Annotated in this window: 15 protein-coding genes; 1 reads left to right on the plus strand and 14 read right to left on the minus strand. The window is 48.9% G+C overall.

The features are described 5' to 3' along the window. Positions 1–13: 13 nt before the first annotated feature. The 10 genes from glnA to liaF all read right to left on the minus strand — a co-directional run bounded on the left by glnA (position 14) and on the right by liaF (position 11,434). A complete protein-coding gene (gene glnA, locus AC50Y5_RS25240; RefSeq protein ID WP_056039603.1) occupies positions 14–1,438 on the minus strand; it encodes a type I glutamate--ammonia ligase in 1,425 nt (474 codons plus the stop codon). Between the two features lie 246 nt (positions 1,439–1,684). Beyond that, positions 1,685–2,746 (minus strand): 3-deoxy-7-phosphoheptulonate synthase, encoded by a 1,062-nt coding sequence (gene aroF, locus AC50Y5_RS25245; RefSeq protein WP_056039600.1) that lies wholly within the window; start codon positions 2,744–2,746, stop codon positions 1,685–1,687. A gap of 204 nt (positions 2,747–2,950) precedes the next feature. Further along, positions 2,951–3,928, minus strand: coding sequence for a 4-hydroxy-3-methylbut-2-enyl diphosphate reductase (locus tag AC50Y5_RS25250; RefSeq protein WP_056039596.1), 978 nt, complete (start codon positions 3,926–3,928; stop codon positions 2,951–2,953). A gap of 31 nt (positions 3,929–3,959) precedes the next feature. Beyond that, entirely contained in the window at positions 3,960–5,468 is a 1,509-nt protein-coding gene (locus tag AC50Y5_RS25255; protein WP_056039593.1) for a sensor histidine kinase, read from the minus strand. A gap of 6 nt (positions 5,469–5,474) precedes the next feature. Further along, the gene (locus AC50Y5_RS25260) at positions 5,475–6,164 is read right to left on the minus strand and encodes a response regulator transcription factor (protein WP_056039590.1); all 690 of its coding nucleotides are present in this window, start codon (positions 6,162–6,164) and stop codon (positions 5,475–5,477) included. Positions 6,165–6,277: 113 nt separating this feature from the next. Further along, the gene (locus AC50Y5_RS25265; RefSeq protein ID WP_494864101.1) at positions 6,278–7,903 is read right to left on the minus strand and encodes a S1C family serine protease; all 1,626 of its coding nucleotides are present in this window, start codon (positions 7,901–7,903) and stop codon (positions 6,278–6,280) included. A gap of 201 nt (positions 7,904–8,104) precedes the next feature. Further along, complete coding sequence (locus tag AC50Y5_RS25270; protein ID WP_056039584.1) at positions 8,105–8,515, minus strand: YugN family protein; 411 nt, start codon at positions 8,513–8,515, stop codon at positions 8,105–8,107. A 121-nt stretch (positions 8,516–8,636) separates the two neighbouring features. After that, positions 8,637–9,302, minus strand: coding sequence for a response regulator (locus tag AC50Y5_RS25275; protein ID WP_056039581.1), 666 nt, complete (start codon positions 9,300–9,302; stop codon positions 8,637–8,639). Next, complete coding sequence (locus AC50Y5_RS25280) at positions 9,299–10,333, minus strand: sensor histidine kinase (protein WP_056039579.1); 1,035 nt, start codon at positions 10,331–10,333, stop codon at positions 9,299–9,301. The genes AC50Y5_RS25275 and AC50Y5_RS25280 overlap by 4 nt, the downstream gene beginning before the upstream one ends. 6 nt (positions 10,334–10,339) lie before the next feature. Further along, positions 10,340–11,434, minus strand: a complete 1,095-nt coding sequence (liaF, locus tag AC50Y5_RS25285) for a cell wall-active antibiotics response protein LiaF (protein ID WP_494864102.1) — start codon at positions 11,432–11,434, stop codon at positions 10,340–10,342. Positions 11,435–11,701: 267 nt separating this feature from the next. On the opposite strand from liaF, the gene AC50Y5_RS25290 reads away from it, so the two are divergent. Further along, positions 11,702–13,000 carry an ammonium transporter gene (locus AC50Y5_RS25290; RefSeq protein ID WP_056039574.1) on the plus strand — a complete coding sequence of 433 codons (1,299 nt, stop codon included), beginning with the start codon at positions 11,702–11,704 and terminating at the stop codon, positions 12,998–13,000. A 104-nt stretch (positions 13,001–13,104) separates the two neighbouring features. On the opposite strand, the gene AC50Y5_RS25295 is transcribed toward AC50Y5_RS25290, so the two are convergent. From AC50Y5_RS25295 to thrS, 4 genes are all read right to left on the minus strand, one after another. Next, on the minus strand, positions 13,105–13,482 hold the full coding sequence (locus AC50Y5_RS25295) for a hypothetical protein (RefSeq protein WP_494864103.1): 378 nt from the start codon (positions 13,480–13,482) through the stop codon (positions 13,105–13,107). A 168-nt stretch (positions 13,483–13,650) separates the two neighbouring features. Beyond that, complete coding sequence (locus tag AC50Y5_RS25300; RefSeq protein WP_268795458.1) at positions 13,651–13,782, minus strand: hypothetical protein; 132 nt, start codon at positions 13,780–13,782, stop codon at positions 13,651–13,653. 65 nt (positions 13,783–13,847) lie between these two features. Next, complete coding sequence (locus AC50Y5_RS25305; protein WP_056039567.1) at positions 13,848–14,483, minus strand: 3D domain-containing protein; 636 nt, start codon at positions 14,481–14,483, stop codon at positions 13,848–13,850. 75 nt (positions 14,484–14,558) lie between these two features. Continuing rightward, positions 14,559–16,496: a threonine--tRNA ligase gene (gene thrS / locus AC50Y5_RS25310; RefSeq protein WP_056039563.1), complete on the minus strand. Its 1,938-nt coding sequence runs from the start codon at positions 16,494–16,496 to the stop codon at positions 14,559–14,561. Positions 16,497–16,519 lie beyond the last annotated feature (23 nt).

Below are 16,519 nucleotides of genomic sequence, written 5' to 3' on the forward strand. Positions count from 1 at the left end.
TTCAACGTTCATTCTAGCAATCGAAGTACAGGCTGTACTCGTGCGGATGAACACGGATCGATACTGTTTTTGCTTCATTACGTTTGAATGCAACGTAGTTAGCGATGAAATCTTCAGAGAATACGCCGCCTTCAGTCAAGAATTCGGAATCTGCTTCCAAAGCGCTAAGCGCTTCGTCAAGCGTACCTGGTACGCTGCGGATATCCTTCTTATCTTCTTCTGGCAATTCGTAAATGTTTTTGTCGAAAGGACCATAGCCCAAAGCAACTGGATCAAGCTTGCGCTTAATACCGTCAAGACCTGCAAGCAGCATAGCTGCAAACGCGAGGTAAGGGTTGGCAGTGGAGTCAGGCGTACGGAACTCGATACGACAGCCTTTAGGTGTAACGGAAGCGATTGGAATACGAATCGCAGCCGAACGGTTACCTTTGGAGAACACCAGGTTAACTGGAGCTTCGTAGCCAGGAACCAGACGTTTGAACGAGTTCGTGCTCGGGTTAGTGAGCGCGATCAACGCTGGAGCGTGGTGCAAAATTCCGCCGATGTAGTTCATAGCCAGCGGGCTCAGGTTGCCGTAAGCACCTTTTTCAAAGAACAAAGGCGTGTCGCCATCAAAGATGGAGGAGTGAACGTGCATACCGCTACCGTTATCGCCAAACAGCGGCTTAGGCATGAAAGTTGCAACTTTTCCATATTGGCGAGCTGTGTTGTGAACAATATATTTGTATTTCATCAGGTTGTCAGCTGTTTTAGTCAGCGTGTCGAAACGGAAGTTGATTTCTGCTTGACCAGCAGTCGCTACTTCGTGGTGATGACGCTCAACGCGAAGACCTGTTTCTTGCATCAGGCGAACCATTTCGCTGCGGATGTCTTGTTGGGAGTCAACCGGAGCTACTGGAACGTAACCGCCTTTAACTGGAACTTTAAAGCCAAGGTTTCCGCCTTCTTCTTTGCGGCCGCTGTTCCAGCCAGCTTCTTCGGAATCAACCGAATAGAAGGAAGTGTTCATCGAGCTTTCGTAGCGAACATCGTCGAAAATGAAGAATTCGGATTCCGGAGCGAAAAATGCAGTCGTGCCCACACCGGATTTTTGCAGAAACTCTTCCGCTTTTTGAGCGATGCTGCGCGGATCGCGCTCATAGCGTTCGCCATCAGGCGTATGAATGTTAGACATTACGTTTAGAGTTGGGTGATCAGTGAAAGGATCGATAAATACCGATTCAGGATCTGGCATCATAACCATATCCGACTCTTCGATTCCACGGAAACCCGGGATCGAGGAACCGTCAAAAGCTACACCATTTACGAAAGTATCGGCGTCAACTTCTGTCGAAGGAAGGGTAATGTGGTGCGCATGACCAAAAAGATCCACGAACCGGAAATCTACAAACTGAATGTTGTTTTCTTTAATTGTGTCCAAAACATTTTGAACTGACATCAGATATTTCCTCCATTTCCGAACATTTGCTTAGTATTGAACGGGTAACGTTCTCCTATCGTTCCAAACCATGACGTTATTATAAAACTACGATATTATCATCGTCAATAGTTATGTGAGGTATTTTTTATTCGCATGTTAGCTATACTTACAGGTTTACACATTTGTTCACAATTCCTCCTACACGGCAAAAGGAAAAGCCGTAATCCCCTTATTTACATAGGAATTAACGGCTTTATAGGTCGATTATATTTTCCACTCTTTGAAAGCTTCTGCTGGCGCCTTCTCCGTGTTAAATTCTTTCCCAACAATTGGTGCGAGCTTTTCCAAATCCTTTAATAAATTAGCGAACTGGTCCGGAAACAGTGATTGTACCCCGTCCCCAGTCATCGAATTATCTGGATCTGTATGCATTTCCACGATCAGTCCATTCGCTCCAGCGGCTACTGACGCCTTCGACATTGGCTCTACAAGCTCGCGGCGGCCAGTGCCGTGACTTGGGTCAGAGATGACTGGCAAATGGCTGAGGCTTTGCAATACAGGAATAGCTGACAAGTCAAGTGTATTTCTTGTGTAGGTCTCGAATGTTCGGATTCCGCGTTCACACAGCATAACGTTCGGATTGCCTCCAGCAAGAATATATTCCGCTGCATTTAGGAATTCATCGTACGTTGAGCTGAAGCCCCGTTTCAGTAAAACAGGCGTTTGAATCGTTCCGAGCTTGCGGAGCAGGTCGAAATTTTGCATATTGCGCGTGCCGACTTGGAGAATATCTGCATATTCGGCGCATACATCTACGTATTCCGGCGTCATTACTTCGGTAATCGTCAGCAAGCCATGCTTGCGTCCCGCTTCCGCCATCATAACCAAGCCTTCAACGCCAACGCCTTGGAAGCTGTATGGGCCTGTGCGAGGCTTAAAGGCTCCACCGCGAAGCACCTGGCCGCCAGCCGCTTTAACCAGTCGGGCGATTTCATCAATTTGCTCTGGTGTTTCGACTGCGCATGGGCCGCCCATAATAACTAAATTATTTCCGCCAATTTTAACGCCTTTAATGTCAATAATGGTATCATCTGGGTGAAAATCACGGCTTGCAAGCTTGTAGGACTTGGAAATTTTAATAACATTTTCAACGCCCTTGAGCTGGCGAAGATGCTCGGCTAATGTAGGTGCTGCACTCCCAATAATACCAATTACGGTACGGTCTGTTCCTCTTGATACATGGGCTTGAACGCCTGCTGCTTCAATATGGGTAACAATTTCAGCAATTCTTGCTTCTTCAATATGCGGATTAGTAATTACGATCATGTCAATCTCCCCTTTTCCACTTAAACGCTTGTTCGCTTCGACGCTTCTATGCTTTGTGGCTTTTATGCTTTTACTCGTTAAAGTGATTATATAAGAAGCAGCGCTGCCCGTCAAGCAAAAACTTTAGGCCGCGCTCTTCCCGTTTCATGCCATTTTCCCTCGCTAATAACGAGACTAATAACAGAGCTATAGAAAAAAGACGCCTTACGGCGTCTCTGGCACTTCTGGGCGCGCAACAACTGACTTTTTGCGGGCATTGGGAAGCAGCTTCTCCATATTGACGGTACGAACGATTTCCCACGTTGTAGGGTCATCGTCGTTGTATTGCTCCAAATACGTAATAACTTCCTTGGTAAGCGGCGTAGGAGTCGAAGCGCCGGAAGTTACCGCCACACGTTCAATGCCAATAAGCCATTCCCGTTTAATCTCAGATACATCTGCGACACGGTAAGCAGTAACGCCTGCAATTTCCTCCGACACCTGTGCAAGGCGATTGGAGTTGTTGCTGCGCGGATCACCAACGACAAGACAAAGCTGGGCCTCGCCAGCCTGTCCGGCTACGGCCTCCTGGCGAACCTGGGTTGCCAGGCAAATTTCATTGTGGACTTCCGCCGTTGGAAACTTTTCAATCAGCTTGCTTATAATATGGCGGATATCCCATTGCGACATTGTGGTCTGATTTGTGATGACGATATTGCCTTCCGGCACTTCCAGCAAATCGATATCCTCCACACGCTCGATGAGATGAACGCGATCTGGAGCGACGCCAATGGCACCCTCTGGCTCAGGGTGATTTTTTTTGCCAATATAAATAATATGGTAGTCCTCGGCCATTTTCTCGCGAATCAAATCATGCGTGCGCGTCACGTCAGGACAAGTGGCATCGACAACCGTCAATCCCTTGTCCTTGGCACGTCTCCGAACTTCGGGGGAAACGCCATGGGCAGTGAAAATAACCGTCCCCTGCTCGACCTGCTCCAATATTTCCAGACGGTTCTCACCATCCAGCGTAATAACGCCTTCCTGCTCGAACGCTTCCGTCACATGCGCATTGTGCACAATCATTCCCAAAATATATATTGGCCGCGGCAGCTCGAGATTTCTAGCTGTTTGCAGTGCGAGTACCATAGCGTCAACAACGCCGTAGCAATAGCCCCGCGGTGAAATTTTAACAATTTGCATGTAGGTGCACCTGCTTTCTGAACCGTGGGCATTAGCCCAAAGTTCGATCCGTTCCTTCTATTATAGACGAATCTGCCGTCTCAGAAAAGACTATGGGCAGCCAGATCGTAAACTCCGACCCTTCACCCGTGCGCGTAAGCACTTCAATGGAACCGCGATGCTCATCTATTATCCATTTTGCAATAGATAATCCGAGCCCCGTTCCAACCGTTTTGCCGCGCGATTCGTCCACCCGATAGAAACGGTCGAATATATGCGGCACTTCCTCAGGGTCCATCCCCATGCCCGTATCACTGACCGTAATCCCAACTTGATTGTCTTTGCTGCGCACGCTAAGCTCAATATGGCCTTCTACCGTATACTTGAAAGCATTCTCAATAAAAATGAACAGCAGCTGCTGCAAATAATCCTGATTGCCTCTGACCTCAATGCCGCTGAGCGGAGACAGGTCGCCTACGCGCCATTCAGCGGTACGCGGGAGCAGCTGGGCACGGCGTGCCACCTCTTCGACAAGCGGCTGCATCGATACTACTGTTTTCTCCATTTCATAACCGGCATCCGCACGGGCGAGCGCCAGCAAATCATTAACAAGCGTCGACATGCGGCGGGATTCCGCTGCAATATCCTGCATCGCCTCAACCGTAAGGCCAAAGCGCTGGTTATCAAGCGCCAGCACGATGCCGTCAAATGCATCCGGGTCCTTCGTTTTTTCCCACATTCGCTGAAGCAGCTCAATATTGCCCCGAATCGTCGTCAGCGGCGTCCGCAGCTCATGCGACGCATCCGAGACGAACCTTCGCTGCGCCTTATAGGATTCATCCAGCTCATTGTAAGCTGTCTCCAAACGGGCCAGCATGACATTCAAGTTATAGACAAGCCTGCCGACTTCGTCATTAGGGCCATCCATTGGAATGCGTACACTAAGATCAGAACCGTTTTGAATTTTCTCCGTTGATTTAATGACACGCTCAATTGGACGAAGCACCTGACGGGCCAAAAGCAAACCTGTTGTAAAGGCTATTAGGACAGCGATAAGCGATGCGGTAAACAAAATCGTCCGCAAAGCTTTCAAATAACTTTCCTCACTCGTAACAATTGCGCCTACCTGAATAAGACCGATTAAATCGGTTTTCGCACTATCGCTGTAAATAGGACGTTGATAAATTAAAAAGGTTATATTCGCATCATTCACCTTAATGTTAGCCTTTATAAAGCCAGCCTGCACATTATCCTTAACATCAGGAATTGGATATTTTATGCCTGTACTAAGCAGCTCCTTGCTCGCATTAATAATGCCCTCTTTATATCTGACAATTTGCAAATAAAAGGAACGCTCATAAAACCGCCCTTGCGAAGGGGCAATCAATAAGTTGAGCTCGTTGACAACTACATTGTAGCTATCCGCTTCGCCCTTCAGCTGATCTTTCATCTGCCCGTACGTATTGTAATTAACAAATATATAGATGGCAAAACCAAATATCAGCAGCGTCATCGCAAGCAAAGCTGAATACCACAAAGTTAAACGCAGCCGTATGGTCATAGCTGATCAGCCCTCTCCCCGCAGCACATAGCCTGTACCACGAACGGTTTGAATCATGCGCTTGCCGCCGCCCTCCTCCATTTTCTGGCGCAGCATCGCAATATAAACTTCTAGAACATTCGACTCTCCGCTGAAGTCGTAGCCCCATATTTTTTCCATAATGACATCACGGGTCAATACGCGGCGCGGGTTCTGTATAAAGAGCAGCAGCAAATCATATTCCTTTGCCGTAAGCTCAATACGCCGGCCGCCCCGAATCGCTTCGCGGGCATCTTGATCAAGCGCAAGGTCCTCATAGACGATTTTGCTGCCCGTATCCTCGATTTTATCCGGCTTGCGACGCAGCAGCGCACGAACTCTGGCAAGCAGCTCTTCGAGTGCAAATGGCTTCACTAGATAATCGTCAGCTCCCGTATCCAGCCCTTTCACCCGGTCGGTAATATCATCCTTCGCTGTCAGCATCAGAATCGGAACCGTGCTTCCCCCTTCTCGCACTCTACGGCACACTTCCCAGCCGTCTACATGCGGCATCATCACGTCGAGTATGAGAAGCTGTGGCTCCGCTGTCATTAGCAGCTTCAGCCCTTCCAAGCCATTGCTTGCAGTCGTCACTTCATATCCTTCAAAAATCAGGCTCCGCCTTAATAAAGAGGTGATTTTCTCATCGTCATCTACAACTATAATTTGTGTTCTCATCGGTACGCCCCCATGTTCTTTAGCTTCATAAAAACAGACGCAGAGAGATTGTTCGCCTCTGCGCCTGATTGTAACCATTCAGCACCAGCTGCACCGATATGCTGGCTGCTTCATTATTCTGCGTTGAACTTATTGCGGTCGCCTATGGTGACCGACAAATCCATTTTCGCACCTTTGCGGATAATATTCAACTGTACTTCATCGCCAACTGCTCTCTTCTGAATCGCCTTGATCAAGTCCTGCGTATTGTTGTACACTTTGCCGTCAATGCCGATGATAACGTCAAATTGTTTCAGATCGCCCAGGTAGGCAGGAGAGTTGTAATACACATTGCTGACGATGGAGCCTTCCGCTTTATCCATGCCTAGCTGCTTCGCCATAGCATCCGTTACATCAGCTAGTTCCGCACCGATGAAAGGAATCGGATCTTTCGGAACCTCAACGTTATTTTTCAAATTCTCCAATACGCCTTGGATTGTGCTCGTTGGAATCGCAAATCCAATTCCTTGCGCCTGCGAGCTTACAGCTGTGTTAATGCCGACCACTTCACCATTTACGTTGAGCAGCGGTCCGCCAGAGTTGCCTGGATTAATCGATGCGTCCGTTTGCAGCAAATGCTCGTAGTTGCGTGTTCCTTGCTCATCCGGAATGGAAATCGGGCGCTCCTTCGCGCTAAGCACGCCAACGGTAATCGTATGGTCAAAGCCATAAGGATTGCCGATTGCTGCGACCCAATCACCGATTTTGATGCTGTCGGAGTTTCCTAGCTTCAAAGTAGGGAAGGCTTTCGTATCCGTTACTTTAAGTACAGCCAAATCCAGATTATAATCAGAGCCCAGCAGCTCCGCTGTTAGCGGCTTGTCATAGCCTTGCACCGTGACTTCGATTTTCTCTGCTCCGCCCACGACGTGCTGGTTCGTCAAAATGTAACCGGTGGAGTCAAAAAAGAATCCGGTACCGCTGCCTGTTGCTTGTAATCCATTGCTGTTATTGTTTTGCTCCTGGCTGCCTGCTCCCGGATAATCCTGGCCGAAAAACTGTTCGAAGAAGGAATCAGCCGATGATCCGCCATTGCTTCTTGTCGGCGAAGCAAAGGTTTCAATTTTCACAACAGCCGGGCTTGAAGCCTCGAACAATTTGGCAATATCATCTGGCCTGTCAGATGCTGCAGTTAGCCCGCTGTTTTGTCCCGTTGCTGTAGCCGTTCCCTGCTGAGATACAGTCGCTTCCGCCGGCTTGCTGAACCAATTGTTCACATCCGAAGCATACATTAAAGAGCCAACTACTAGAACCCCAGCAATGAACGAAGAAAACATCGCTTTAAATGACGTTTTGCGCTGCGGCTCCTTCACCTGCCAACCGCCTCTGGCAGATGACTGCGTCGAGCTGAACGGCCTTACTGGCGCGGGAGGCATGCTTTCAGCGAAGTTTGCCTGTTCACCCTGCTGCTGGCTGTACGGCTGGGAAGCGGCCGCTGATTCCTGGCTGGATGTAGGAGCCGGAGTTGACATCGAATGATTGCCTGCTCCAGCGCTATCAGACAGCGTATGATTGTCCGGTGCGCCTGACTTAAACGGTCCGTAAGAATAGTAGTAGGAAGGCTTGCTTGCCTGTTCAGAAGAATCAGCTGATGCTTCATCAGCGTGGGCTGGCTGAACGTTATCCTCCTGCTTCCGCTGCCCATCCTCACGATTTTGGAAAAAATCATCAAAGCCGTTCTTTTTATTCTGATCGTCCATTCCCGTTTCCTCCTCATCGGTATACAATGAAGCAATTCAGTCTCTAAAGGCTGCTTGCTGGTTAATTGTTGTACTCCTATCATGCACATTCTACCTTAAAACAATCTTAAAAGACATTTAAACATACATAAAAAAACTCCCTATCACTGGTGACAGAGAGTTTTTCATCCACTATTTAAGTTTCAAAAGACTGCTTTAAGCTTATGCCAATGCCCGTTCTACCTGCTGCATAATGTCCTTGGCCCGCTCGACCCATTCGCTTTCAATGTCAGCATCGGGATCAGTCGGCGCTTGAAATTGGTCGAATAAGGCGCCTACCAGCCGCACCGAAGCTTCCTCATCATTGCCTTCTTTATATAAATGCTTAAGCACATATGGCGTTCCCAGCTTAATAGTGGCATCTGTATCCGAAGAGCTATTATCGATGGCGCCATCCGTCACTTCAAAAGGAATCCGCAGCCATACTTTATGGGCTTCATCCAATGGGCGATCGAACGAACCAGCTGCATAATCCCAATTGCCGCCTAAAGCGAACGTATGCTGCGTCAGCATATCGCGGGTTTCAATGAAGGATTGATGGCTGGCTTCCAGCTCTGATGACAGCAAAATCATAGCAAGACGCTCCTTTTATGTACGCTTTAGTGCGGCTCATCTCGCCGCTGTACATCGTTAGTATAGCCCGCCTTTTGCTGCAATATGTGATAACTAATAATGTGATTTGGTTTATTGTTGATTATAAGCTTTTGGCCCAGCCTTTGCGATGAGCAAGCACCGCCAGCTGTGTCCGATCATCCAGCTCGCATTTCATTAATAAATTGCTGACATGCGTCTTGACCGTCTTAATGCTGATGTGGAGCTCTTCGCCAATTTCCTTGTTTGACCGTCCCTCGGCAATAAGCAGCAGCACTTCCTTCTCCCGCTCCGTCAGCCCTTCATCTCCTGATTGTGCTGTACGCTGCCGAAGTCCACGCGTCAAAGCCTGAGATACATCAGCTGTCATGACAGGCATGCCTTTCGAAGCGCCGTTCAGCGCATAAATCAGCTCCTCCGCCGATACCGTCTTCAGTACATAGCTGACCGCCCCTGCCTCAATGGCAGCATACACTTTATCATCCTCCAAAAAACTCGTCAGCATGACGATTTTCACATCCGGATATTTCGCCATCACGCGCCTCGTCGTCTCAATGCCATCCATGCCGGGCATCATTAAGTCCATTAACAGGACATCAGGCATCCCTTTCGGTATGCCCGCTTCAAGCTTATCAAGCGCAGCCTGCCCGCTGCCCGCCTCTGCAACAACTTCAAATTTCGGCTCCAGCATTAAATAAGTGCGCAATCCTGTTCGAACCATATCATGATCATCAATAATCATAATTTTCAACATTTCCTGGCTGCTCATTTTTTATCGCTCCCCCGCCATATTTTTGGAATAGACACCTTGACCCTCGTTCCACTGCCTGGCTTGCTTATAATTTCTGCCGTTCCGCCAAGCTTCTGGGCACGCTCGTGCATCGTTGACAGCCCGTAGGAGCCGCGTTTGACCTCATCTACTCGGAAGCCCGTTCCATCATCCTGCAGGCTTAGCACAATTTGCCGTTCATTTTCCGATAACGTCAGCGAGCAGCCCTCTGCTTTTGCATGCTTGACGATATTGGCCAGCCCCTCCTGCACGATGAGAAAAAGCTGATGCTCCTTCGCTTCCGACAGCGGCTCAACCAGCCGCCATTCCAACTGTCCTTGCAAATGGTTTTGCCGGCAATAATCCGGAAACCACTTATCCAGCGCTTGGAGCAGCGTGCGGCCTTCAAGCTCCATCGGACGAAGCTGAGCGATGAAGGTGCGCATTTGCTTCTGGGCAAGCGTGGACATCTCAATTAACTGGCCCAGCACCTCAGCCGCGCGTTCGCTATCCACCTGCTGAAGCTTAGGCAGCGAAGAGGCGCACATATGCATCGCAAACAATTGCTGGCTTACCGTATCATGCAAGTCGCGAGCGAGCCTTTTGCGCTCTTCCAGCACCGCTTCTTCATTAGAGGCAGCTTCGGCCATCACCTGCTCCTCGCCTGTACGCTGGATGTAAGTCATCCGCTCCTCCATTTGCCTCGCAAGCACATTAAATTCCTCATAAAGCTCGGTAAAGGACAAGCCGCCCCGCTCGGCAATCCGAATTTCAAAGTTGCCGTTAACGGCCTGTTTCATCGCGAGCTGGAGCGTATCTACTCTGCGCTGTATGCGCCTGCCGGCCCAATAACCGCAAGACGCAGCAACAAGCAGGAAGACGGCTGCGGCAGTCAGCCACATTTCCCATCTCCCTGCATGAGGCATAAGCCCATAAGCGATTATCGCCGCCGCTCCATAAGCCAGAGCAGCAGCGAACACAAACATGGAAATCAATTCCCATTTTCCACTGCGAAGCAACCGAACCATCATAAACGCTTATCCCACCCTCGTGACACGCACATCGCCAATAAACGAGCTAACGACCAGCCTGATTTTTTTATCCGCATCTGCATAGGAAGGGGAAGCCATATCCATCGACTTGAACATGCCGTGCTCCTTTTTGCCAAGAAACTTCACATCGCCTATAAAAACGCTGCTCTGCACATGGATGCCCACCTCATAATCATTAGGCACATACACTTTCACATCTCCGATAAAAGAAGATACCGTAATCTTCGTTTCCCCGTAAGCAATTTGCGCTTTCGTTAAATCAATGACGGTGTCGCCGATAAAATGTGAAATGTTGATTGGCTGCAGCTCCCAATAATCATGGCCAATATGAATATCGCCTATGAAATTGGAGCGGGTCTGCGTATTCGGATCATTGTTCCACCACTCGCTTTTGCCGCTGTAGTGATTTTTTTCATTTTTCCACTCTTTGCGCTGTTCCCGAAATTGCTGCTTCCATTCTTTACGTTGATCGCGGTAATGCTGCTTGGCCTGTTCTTTCCATACGTTGCCTATAGGCTGTTCCTTCTCTAAATTCACTTTGGATTTCCCGCCTTCAAAGCTGTTTTGCTGAAACGGAGCCCCTTTAACAGGCCCAGCTTGTTCTTGCGTTTGCTCTGGAGGAAAAGGATCCGTTGGGCCGGGATGCAGCGGCGGCGCTGGAGGAATTTCACCTTCCGTATAACCATCATAAGACTTCCAATCATCGGATGGCGGCTCATGCTTCTTCCGCTTGCTTCGGCTCGGCTTACGCAGCATATTGATGCCGACTAAAATAATAATAATCGGCCAAATATACGGAATAATATCGCCTAAGGACCAATCTGACCAGCCCATGTTCCGGGCAAGAAACACGACGCCAATAATCATCATCACCCAAAATCCTCCGCCATGCTTGTAGGAGTCTCTCGAGCATATTCCTTTTAGCCCAATAACGATTAAAATAAGCGGCCAGAAGTTGGAGATGATTTCTCCAATGTTGAGCTGGGTGGAAATGATACCCGTTTGATTGAGAAAAAAGACAACACCTATCGCAATAACGATGCCAGCTGTTATAAATCGATTGAAAAAGCTGCCATTCATGAGGTCATCAACTCCTGCCTTCAATTGGTTCTATTCTTCATACGTCTAAGTATAACGGACCCGCCAAACACAAGAAAGGGACGGCCGATTGAAATCCAGCTCGGTCTCTAGACCGAGACAAAGGAATATTACACCAGACAAACCTGACATGCGTCACTAAACATTACATAAAAGCGTTGACATTGTTAACTCGAAATCATTATAATGATCAACGAATTAGCAATGTAACATCATTTTATATCTGATTATAAGGGGTTGGCCTACACAATGGAGTTGTCAGAACTGTCGAGAGGTCTCGATACAATCTGGGTTGTCTTGACAGCGGCTATGATTTTGCTGATGGAGGGCGGCTTTGCGCTGCTGGAGGCAGGTTTCGTCCGCCAGAAAAATGCCGTCAGCATCATTATGAAAGTGTTCGTTGATATCGCATTCGGAGCTCTCGTTTTTTATTTTTTTGGCTTCGCTATTATGTACGGCAAAGATGTAGGCGGCCTGCTTGGCACCAGCGGCTTCCTGCTAAGCGGCGACCTTTCTCATATTGTACTTAATATTTCCCATGAAACGTATTGGCTGTTCCAATGCGCGTTCGTTATCGCGGTCATCTCCATCGTATCCGGGGCCGTGGCTGAACGCATCCACTTCCGTGCCTACATTTTGCTGACGATCGCCATGACCGGACTCATTTATCCGCTAGCGGGCCACTGGGTATGGTCAACCGGCGGCTGGCTTGGCAAGCTTGGCATGATCGACTTTGCCGGTTCAGCTGTTATCCATGCCCTCGGCGGATTTGCCGCTCTGGCTGCTGCGATTTTCGTCGGGCCCCGCATTGGCAAGTTCAGCCCGGATGGCAAGGTGAACATCGTTTCGCCATCCAATTTGCCGCTCGCATCCGTTGGCGCCTTCATCCTTTGGTTCGGCTGGTTCGGCTTTAATGCCGGAAGTACGCTGAGCGCCACGAACACATCGATCGGGCATATCGCCGTAACGACGATGCTGTCCGCTGCAGCAGGCGGAGCCACCTGCATATTGTTTACGATGTTTCGTTATAAAAAAGCTGATCCTCCGATGGTTATTAACGGCTCGCTAGCTGGGCTTGTCGGAATTACCGCTGGCTGCGCTTTCGTCTCGGACGGCGCTGCAATCTTCATCGGCGCGCTTTGCGGCATTATGATGGTTCTCGCAACCGAATACATGGAAAGCAAAAAAATCGATGATCCCGTCGGCGCCTTCGCCGTACACGGCATTAGCGGCAGCATTGGTACGCTGGCACTCGGATTATTTGCCAAGCCAGAGCTCGCTAGCGAGGTCGGACAAGGCTATTACGGCTTATTTTATGGCGGCGGCCTGAAGCTGCTTGGTGTACAAGCACTTGGCCTCGTCACCGTATCTGTATGGGGCTTTGTCTTCACATGGGCCGTATTATGGCTCATTCGCAAAATCATGCCGGTACGCGTCTCCAAAGACGAGGAGCTAATTGGTCTTGATGTAGGCATTCATGGCGTTCCCGCTTACAGCTACGATACGGATTTTCTTGATGTAGACCACCTGAAGAGCGGCAATTCATAGCTATATAAGTTTAACAAAAAACCTCCACATTCCAGCGATGCCATGCATCCGGGAATGTGGAGGTTTTGTTTTATTTGAAAGGAATGAAGCTTCTCTTCTATGTCTTAGAGCAAATCATTCGCCAGCTCGAAGGGAACAGTGACAATATCCGTTGGAGCTGAGCTGTTCTGTATCTTACGTACATTTTCAATTTCAAGCTTTAGCGCACGAACTTTCTCCATCGGCTTGCGAACGAAATGGATATGCTCCACGGCCAAATGATGATCCGGCTTCTTCCCTGACAACATGCGCCTGAAAGCAGACATCGATTGATAAGCCCGCTCTTCCTTGAGACGGCGTTTCTCGTAACGCTCAACCATTTGCTCGATTTCGATAATTTCCTGTTCCTTCTTGCCGATATAAGCGTCAATGAACGGAAGCACCTCAGCAGCTCTGCGATGCTCGGAAGCCGAATAGTTTGTGAATGTTATAGGATCAGTCATGAGAGTTCACCTGTCTTATCATGTGATTATTCGTTACACCGTAATCATACAATAAAACAGGTTCGTTTGAAAACTGTTTTTTATCTCCTTATTTCTATGCCTAGCCGTCAGGTTAGAGAAAAGGAGCCGTAGCGGCTCCTTTTCTCACTTCTTTATTGGGACAGCCTGTTACTTCTGCTTTTTTTGTGTCGATTTAGCGGCTGTGTTGCTCGTTTCATTATTTTGTCCAAATTCTTCTGCAAACTCGGTATTCAGCTTTTGGTTCGATTGAGCTGCTTTATTGTTTTTGTTCTTAGCCATGTTGGTTTTTCACCTCCCCGTCCATGTTAGTATGGCGGGTTAAGGTTCTAATATGCATGCTGTTGTTACGATTCCAGATAAGCCTCAGGCAAGCCTTTTCCTGCCTCCGCGGCCTTGTTGATCTTATTTAGCCAAGCCTGAGACAGCTTCCCGCTGCCTTTGCGAATGACTTCAACCTCCACTGTGCGTTTGCCCCACTGCTTGAATACATCCGCCGTCGTCTCGAAATACAAATCGATTCGGCTGCCTTTAATAGCCGATCCTGTATCTGCGACGACGCCATACCCGTATCCGGGAATATAAAGCAGAGAACCAATCGGAAACAGCTTCGGATCAGCTGCAATCGTGGAAACCATATCCCGGCGAACCTTCACGCCTGAATACGTAATGCCATAGCTCGGATGGCCAGGCCGCTTTCCTGTCGATTCAATTCCGGCTGTGTAGCCCGTTGCAACGACCTTCACTTTATCATATGCCGGTTTTTGCGGCGTTAGCTGCTGCTTGACGGTTTCAGTACGTTCTTCGTGAACTAATGCCGCTGTCAGCTTAACCGATTCAGGTGCGACAATGACGGGCATATGCTGCAGCGGGGCTTCCTGATTCATCGTCTTGCCCGGGAAAGGCTTGAAACAGATCGCAAGCAATACGAGCGCCGCAATTGCGAGCAGCATTTTTTTATAATGAAAAAAGCTTGTAACCATTTGGGCACTTCCTCCTCTGAAGAAGATTACCCAAGTGGTACAAGCTTTATGCAGACGAGCCGCTGTTAGCTGCTCTTATAACGCTTTTGTTTTGATCTCTTGCTCTAACATTTCCGCTGTCTCGGCAATCGATTTTGCCCCGATATCGCCTTCGCCGCGCTTGCGGATTGAGACCGAGCCTGCTTGCATTTCGTTCTCGCCAACTACGAGCATATAAGGAACTTTCTCAATTTGCGCCTCGCGAATTTTATAGCCGAGCTTCTCATTGCGAAGGTCGCTTTCTACACGAATGCCCGCTTCCTGCAGCTTCTCAGCCACTTCACGCGCATATTGCTCATATACAGTGGACACTGGAATAACCTTCGCTTGAATCGGCGACAGCCATAGCGGCAAAGCGCCAGCAAAATTCTCCAGCAGGAATGCCGTCATGCGCTCCATTGTGCTGATGATGCCGCGGTGAATAACGACTGGACGGTGCTTCTTGCCATCTTCGCCGATGTATTCCAGCTCGAAGCGCTCTGGAAGCAGGAAGTCCAGCTGAGCTGTGGAAAGCGTCTCTTCTTTGCCCAGGGCGGTTTTGATCTGAACGTCCAGCTTCGGACCGTAGAAAGCTGCTTCGCCTTCTGCCTCGAAAAATGGCAGGTCAAGCTCCTCGACAACTTCGCGAAGCATACGCTGCGACATTTCCCACATTTCATCATTTTGGAAATATTTCTCGGTATCCTGCGGATCACGGTACGATAAACGGAAACGGTATTCCTTAATGCCAAAATCTTCATATACTTTGCGGATGAGGTTGACCACACGCGCGAATTCTTCCTTGATTTGGTCCGGACGGCAGAAAATATGCGCGTCATTCAGCGTCATCGCGCGAACGCGGTGCAAGCCAGTCAAGGCGCCGGACATTTCATAGCGGTGCATCGTACCCATTTCAGCAATACGCACCGGCAAGTCGCGGTAGCTTCTCATATCGCTTTTGAAAACCATCATATGATGCGGGCAGTTCATAGGGCGAAGCACGAGCTCTTCGTTATCCAGCACCATCTTCGGAAACATATCCTCGCTGTAATGCTCCCAGTGGCCGGATGTTTTGTACAGCTCTACGTTTGCCAGAACAGGCGTATAAACATGCTCATAGCCCAGACGCTCTTCCATATCCACGATGTAGCGCTCCAATGTACGGCGAACTTTCGCGCCATTCGGCAGCCATAGCGGCAAGCCTTGACCAACCTCGCGCGAGAATGTGAACATTTTCAGCTCGCGTCCCAGCTTGCGGTGATCGCGTTTTTTCGCTTCCTCTAGGAAGTGGAGATGCTCATCGAGCTGCGCTTTTTTCGGAAACGCTGTTCCGTAAATACGCTGAAGCATTTTATTTTTGGAATCACCGCGCCAGTAAGCGCCTGCTACGCTGAGCAGCTTGAATGCTTTAATCCGTCCTGTAGACGGAAGGTGAGGCCCACGGCAGAGGTCGAAAAATTCGCCTTGATCGTAAATGGTAATTTCCGCTTCCACAGGAAGGTCGCGGATCAGCTCCAGCTTGAGCGTATCGCCAATATCGGTAAATACGGCAATCGCTTCATCACGGCTGACGACGCGGCGGCGGATATCGAGATTTTGCTGGACAATTTTATCCATTTCCTTCTCGATTTTAACCAAATCTTCCGGCGTGATCGACTGTTCCATATCGATATCATAGTAGAAGCCATCCTCAATAACGGGGCCAATACCGAGCTTAAGCTCTACATCAGCATACAGGCGCTTGATCGCTTGAGCCATCAAATGCGCTGTGCTGTGACGGTAAACTTCCAGCCCGTCAGCTGAATCCAAAGTGACGATTTCAACCTTTGCATCTTCATTAATAGGTGTATAAACATCAACGGTTTTTCCGTCAATTTTACCTGCGATTGCATTTTTGCGCAGTCCGCTGCTGATCGAGCCAGCCACCTCTTCAATTGTTGTTCCTGCAACATATTCCCTAATTGCGCCATCCGGCAAAGTTACTTTAATCGCCATTGTTATCATCCTTTCCATTCGCT

This window comes from Paenibacillus sp. JT22N7 (genome assembly GCF_059383875.1).

What these genes read in the sequence shown, in the direction of transcription:
- glnA (WP_056039603.1), bottom strand. Translation starts at nt 1,438, where the DNA reads ATGTCAGTTCAAAATGTTTTGGACACAATTAAAGAAAACAACATTCAG.
- aroF (WP_056039600.1), bottom strand. Translation starts at nt 2,746, where the DNA reads ATGATCGTAATTACTAATCCGCATATTGAAGAAGCAAGAATTGCTGAA.
- AC50Y5_RS25250 (WP_056039596.1), bottom strand. Translation starts at nt 3,928, where the DNA reads ATGCAAATTGTTAAAATTTCACCGCGGGGCTATTGCTACGGCGTTGTT.
- AC50Y5_RS25255 (WP_056039593.1), bottom strand. Translation starts at nt 5,468, where the DNA reads ATGACCATACGGCTGCGTTTAACTTTGTGGTATTCAGCTTTGCTTGCG.
- AC50Y5_RS25260 (WP_056039590.1), bottom strand. Translation starts at nt 6,164, where the DNA reads ATGAGAACACAAATTATAGTTGTAGATGACGATGAGAAAATCACCTCT.
- AC50Y5_RS25265 (WP_494864101.1), bottom strand. Translation starts at nt 7,903, where the DNA reads ATGGACGATCAGAATAAAAAGAACGGCTTTGATGATTTTTTCCAAAAT.
- AC50Y5_RS25270 (WP_056039584.1), bottom strand. Translation starts at nt 8,515, where the DNA reads ATGATTTTGCTGTCATCAGAGCTGGAAGCCAGCCATCAATCCTTCATT.
- AC50Y5_RS25275 (WP_056039581.1), bottom strand. Translation starts at nt 9,302, where the DNA reads ATGAGCAGCCAGGAAATGTTGAAAATTATGATTATTGATGATCATGAT.
- AC50Y5_RS25280 (WP_056039579.1), bottom strand. Translation starts at nt 10,333, where the DNA reads ATGATGGTTCGGTTGCTTCGCAGTGGAAAATGGGAATTGATTTCCATG.
- liaF (WP_494864102.1), bottom strand. Translation starts at nt 11,434, where the DNA reads ATGAATGGCAGCTTTTTCAATCGATTTATAACAGCTGGCATCGTTATT.
- AC50Y5_RS25290 (WP_056039574.1), top strand. Translation starts at nt 11,702, where the DNA reads ATGGAGTTGTCAGAACTGTCGAGAGGTCTCGATACAATCTGGGTTGTC.
- AC50Y5_RS25295 (WP_494864103.1), bottom strand. Translation starts at nt 13,482, where the DNA reads ATGACTGATCCTATAACATTCACAAACTATTCGGCTTCCGAGCATCGC.
- AC50Y5_RS25300 (WP_268795458.1), bottom strand. Translation starts at nt 13,782, where the DNA reads ATGGCTAAGAACAAAAACAATAAAGCAGCTCAATCGAACCAAAAGCTG.
- AC50Y5_RS25305 (WP_056039567.1), bottom strand. Translation starts at nt 14,483, where the DNA reads ATGGTTACAAGCTTTTTTCATTATAAAAAAATGCTGCTCGCAATTGCG.
- thrS (WP_056039563.1), bottom strand. Translation starts at nt 16,496, where the DNA reads ATGGCGATTAAAGTAACTTTGCCGGATGGCGCAATTAGGGAATATGTT.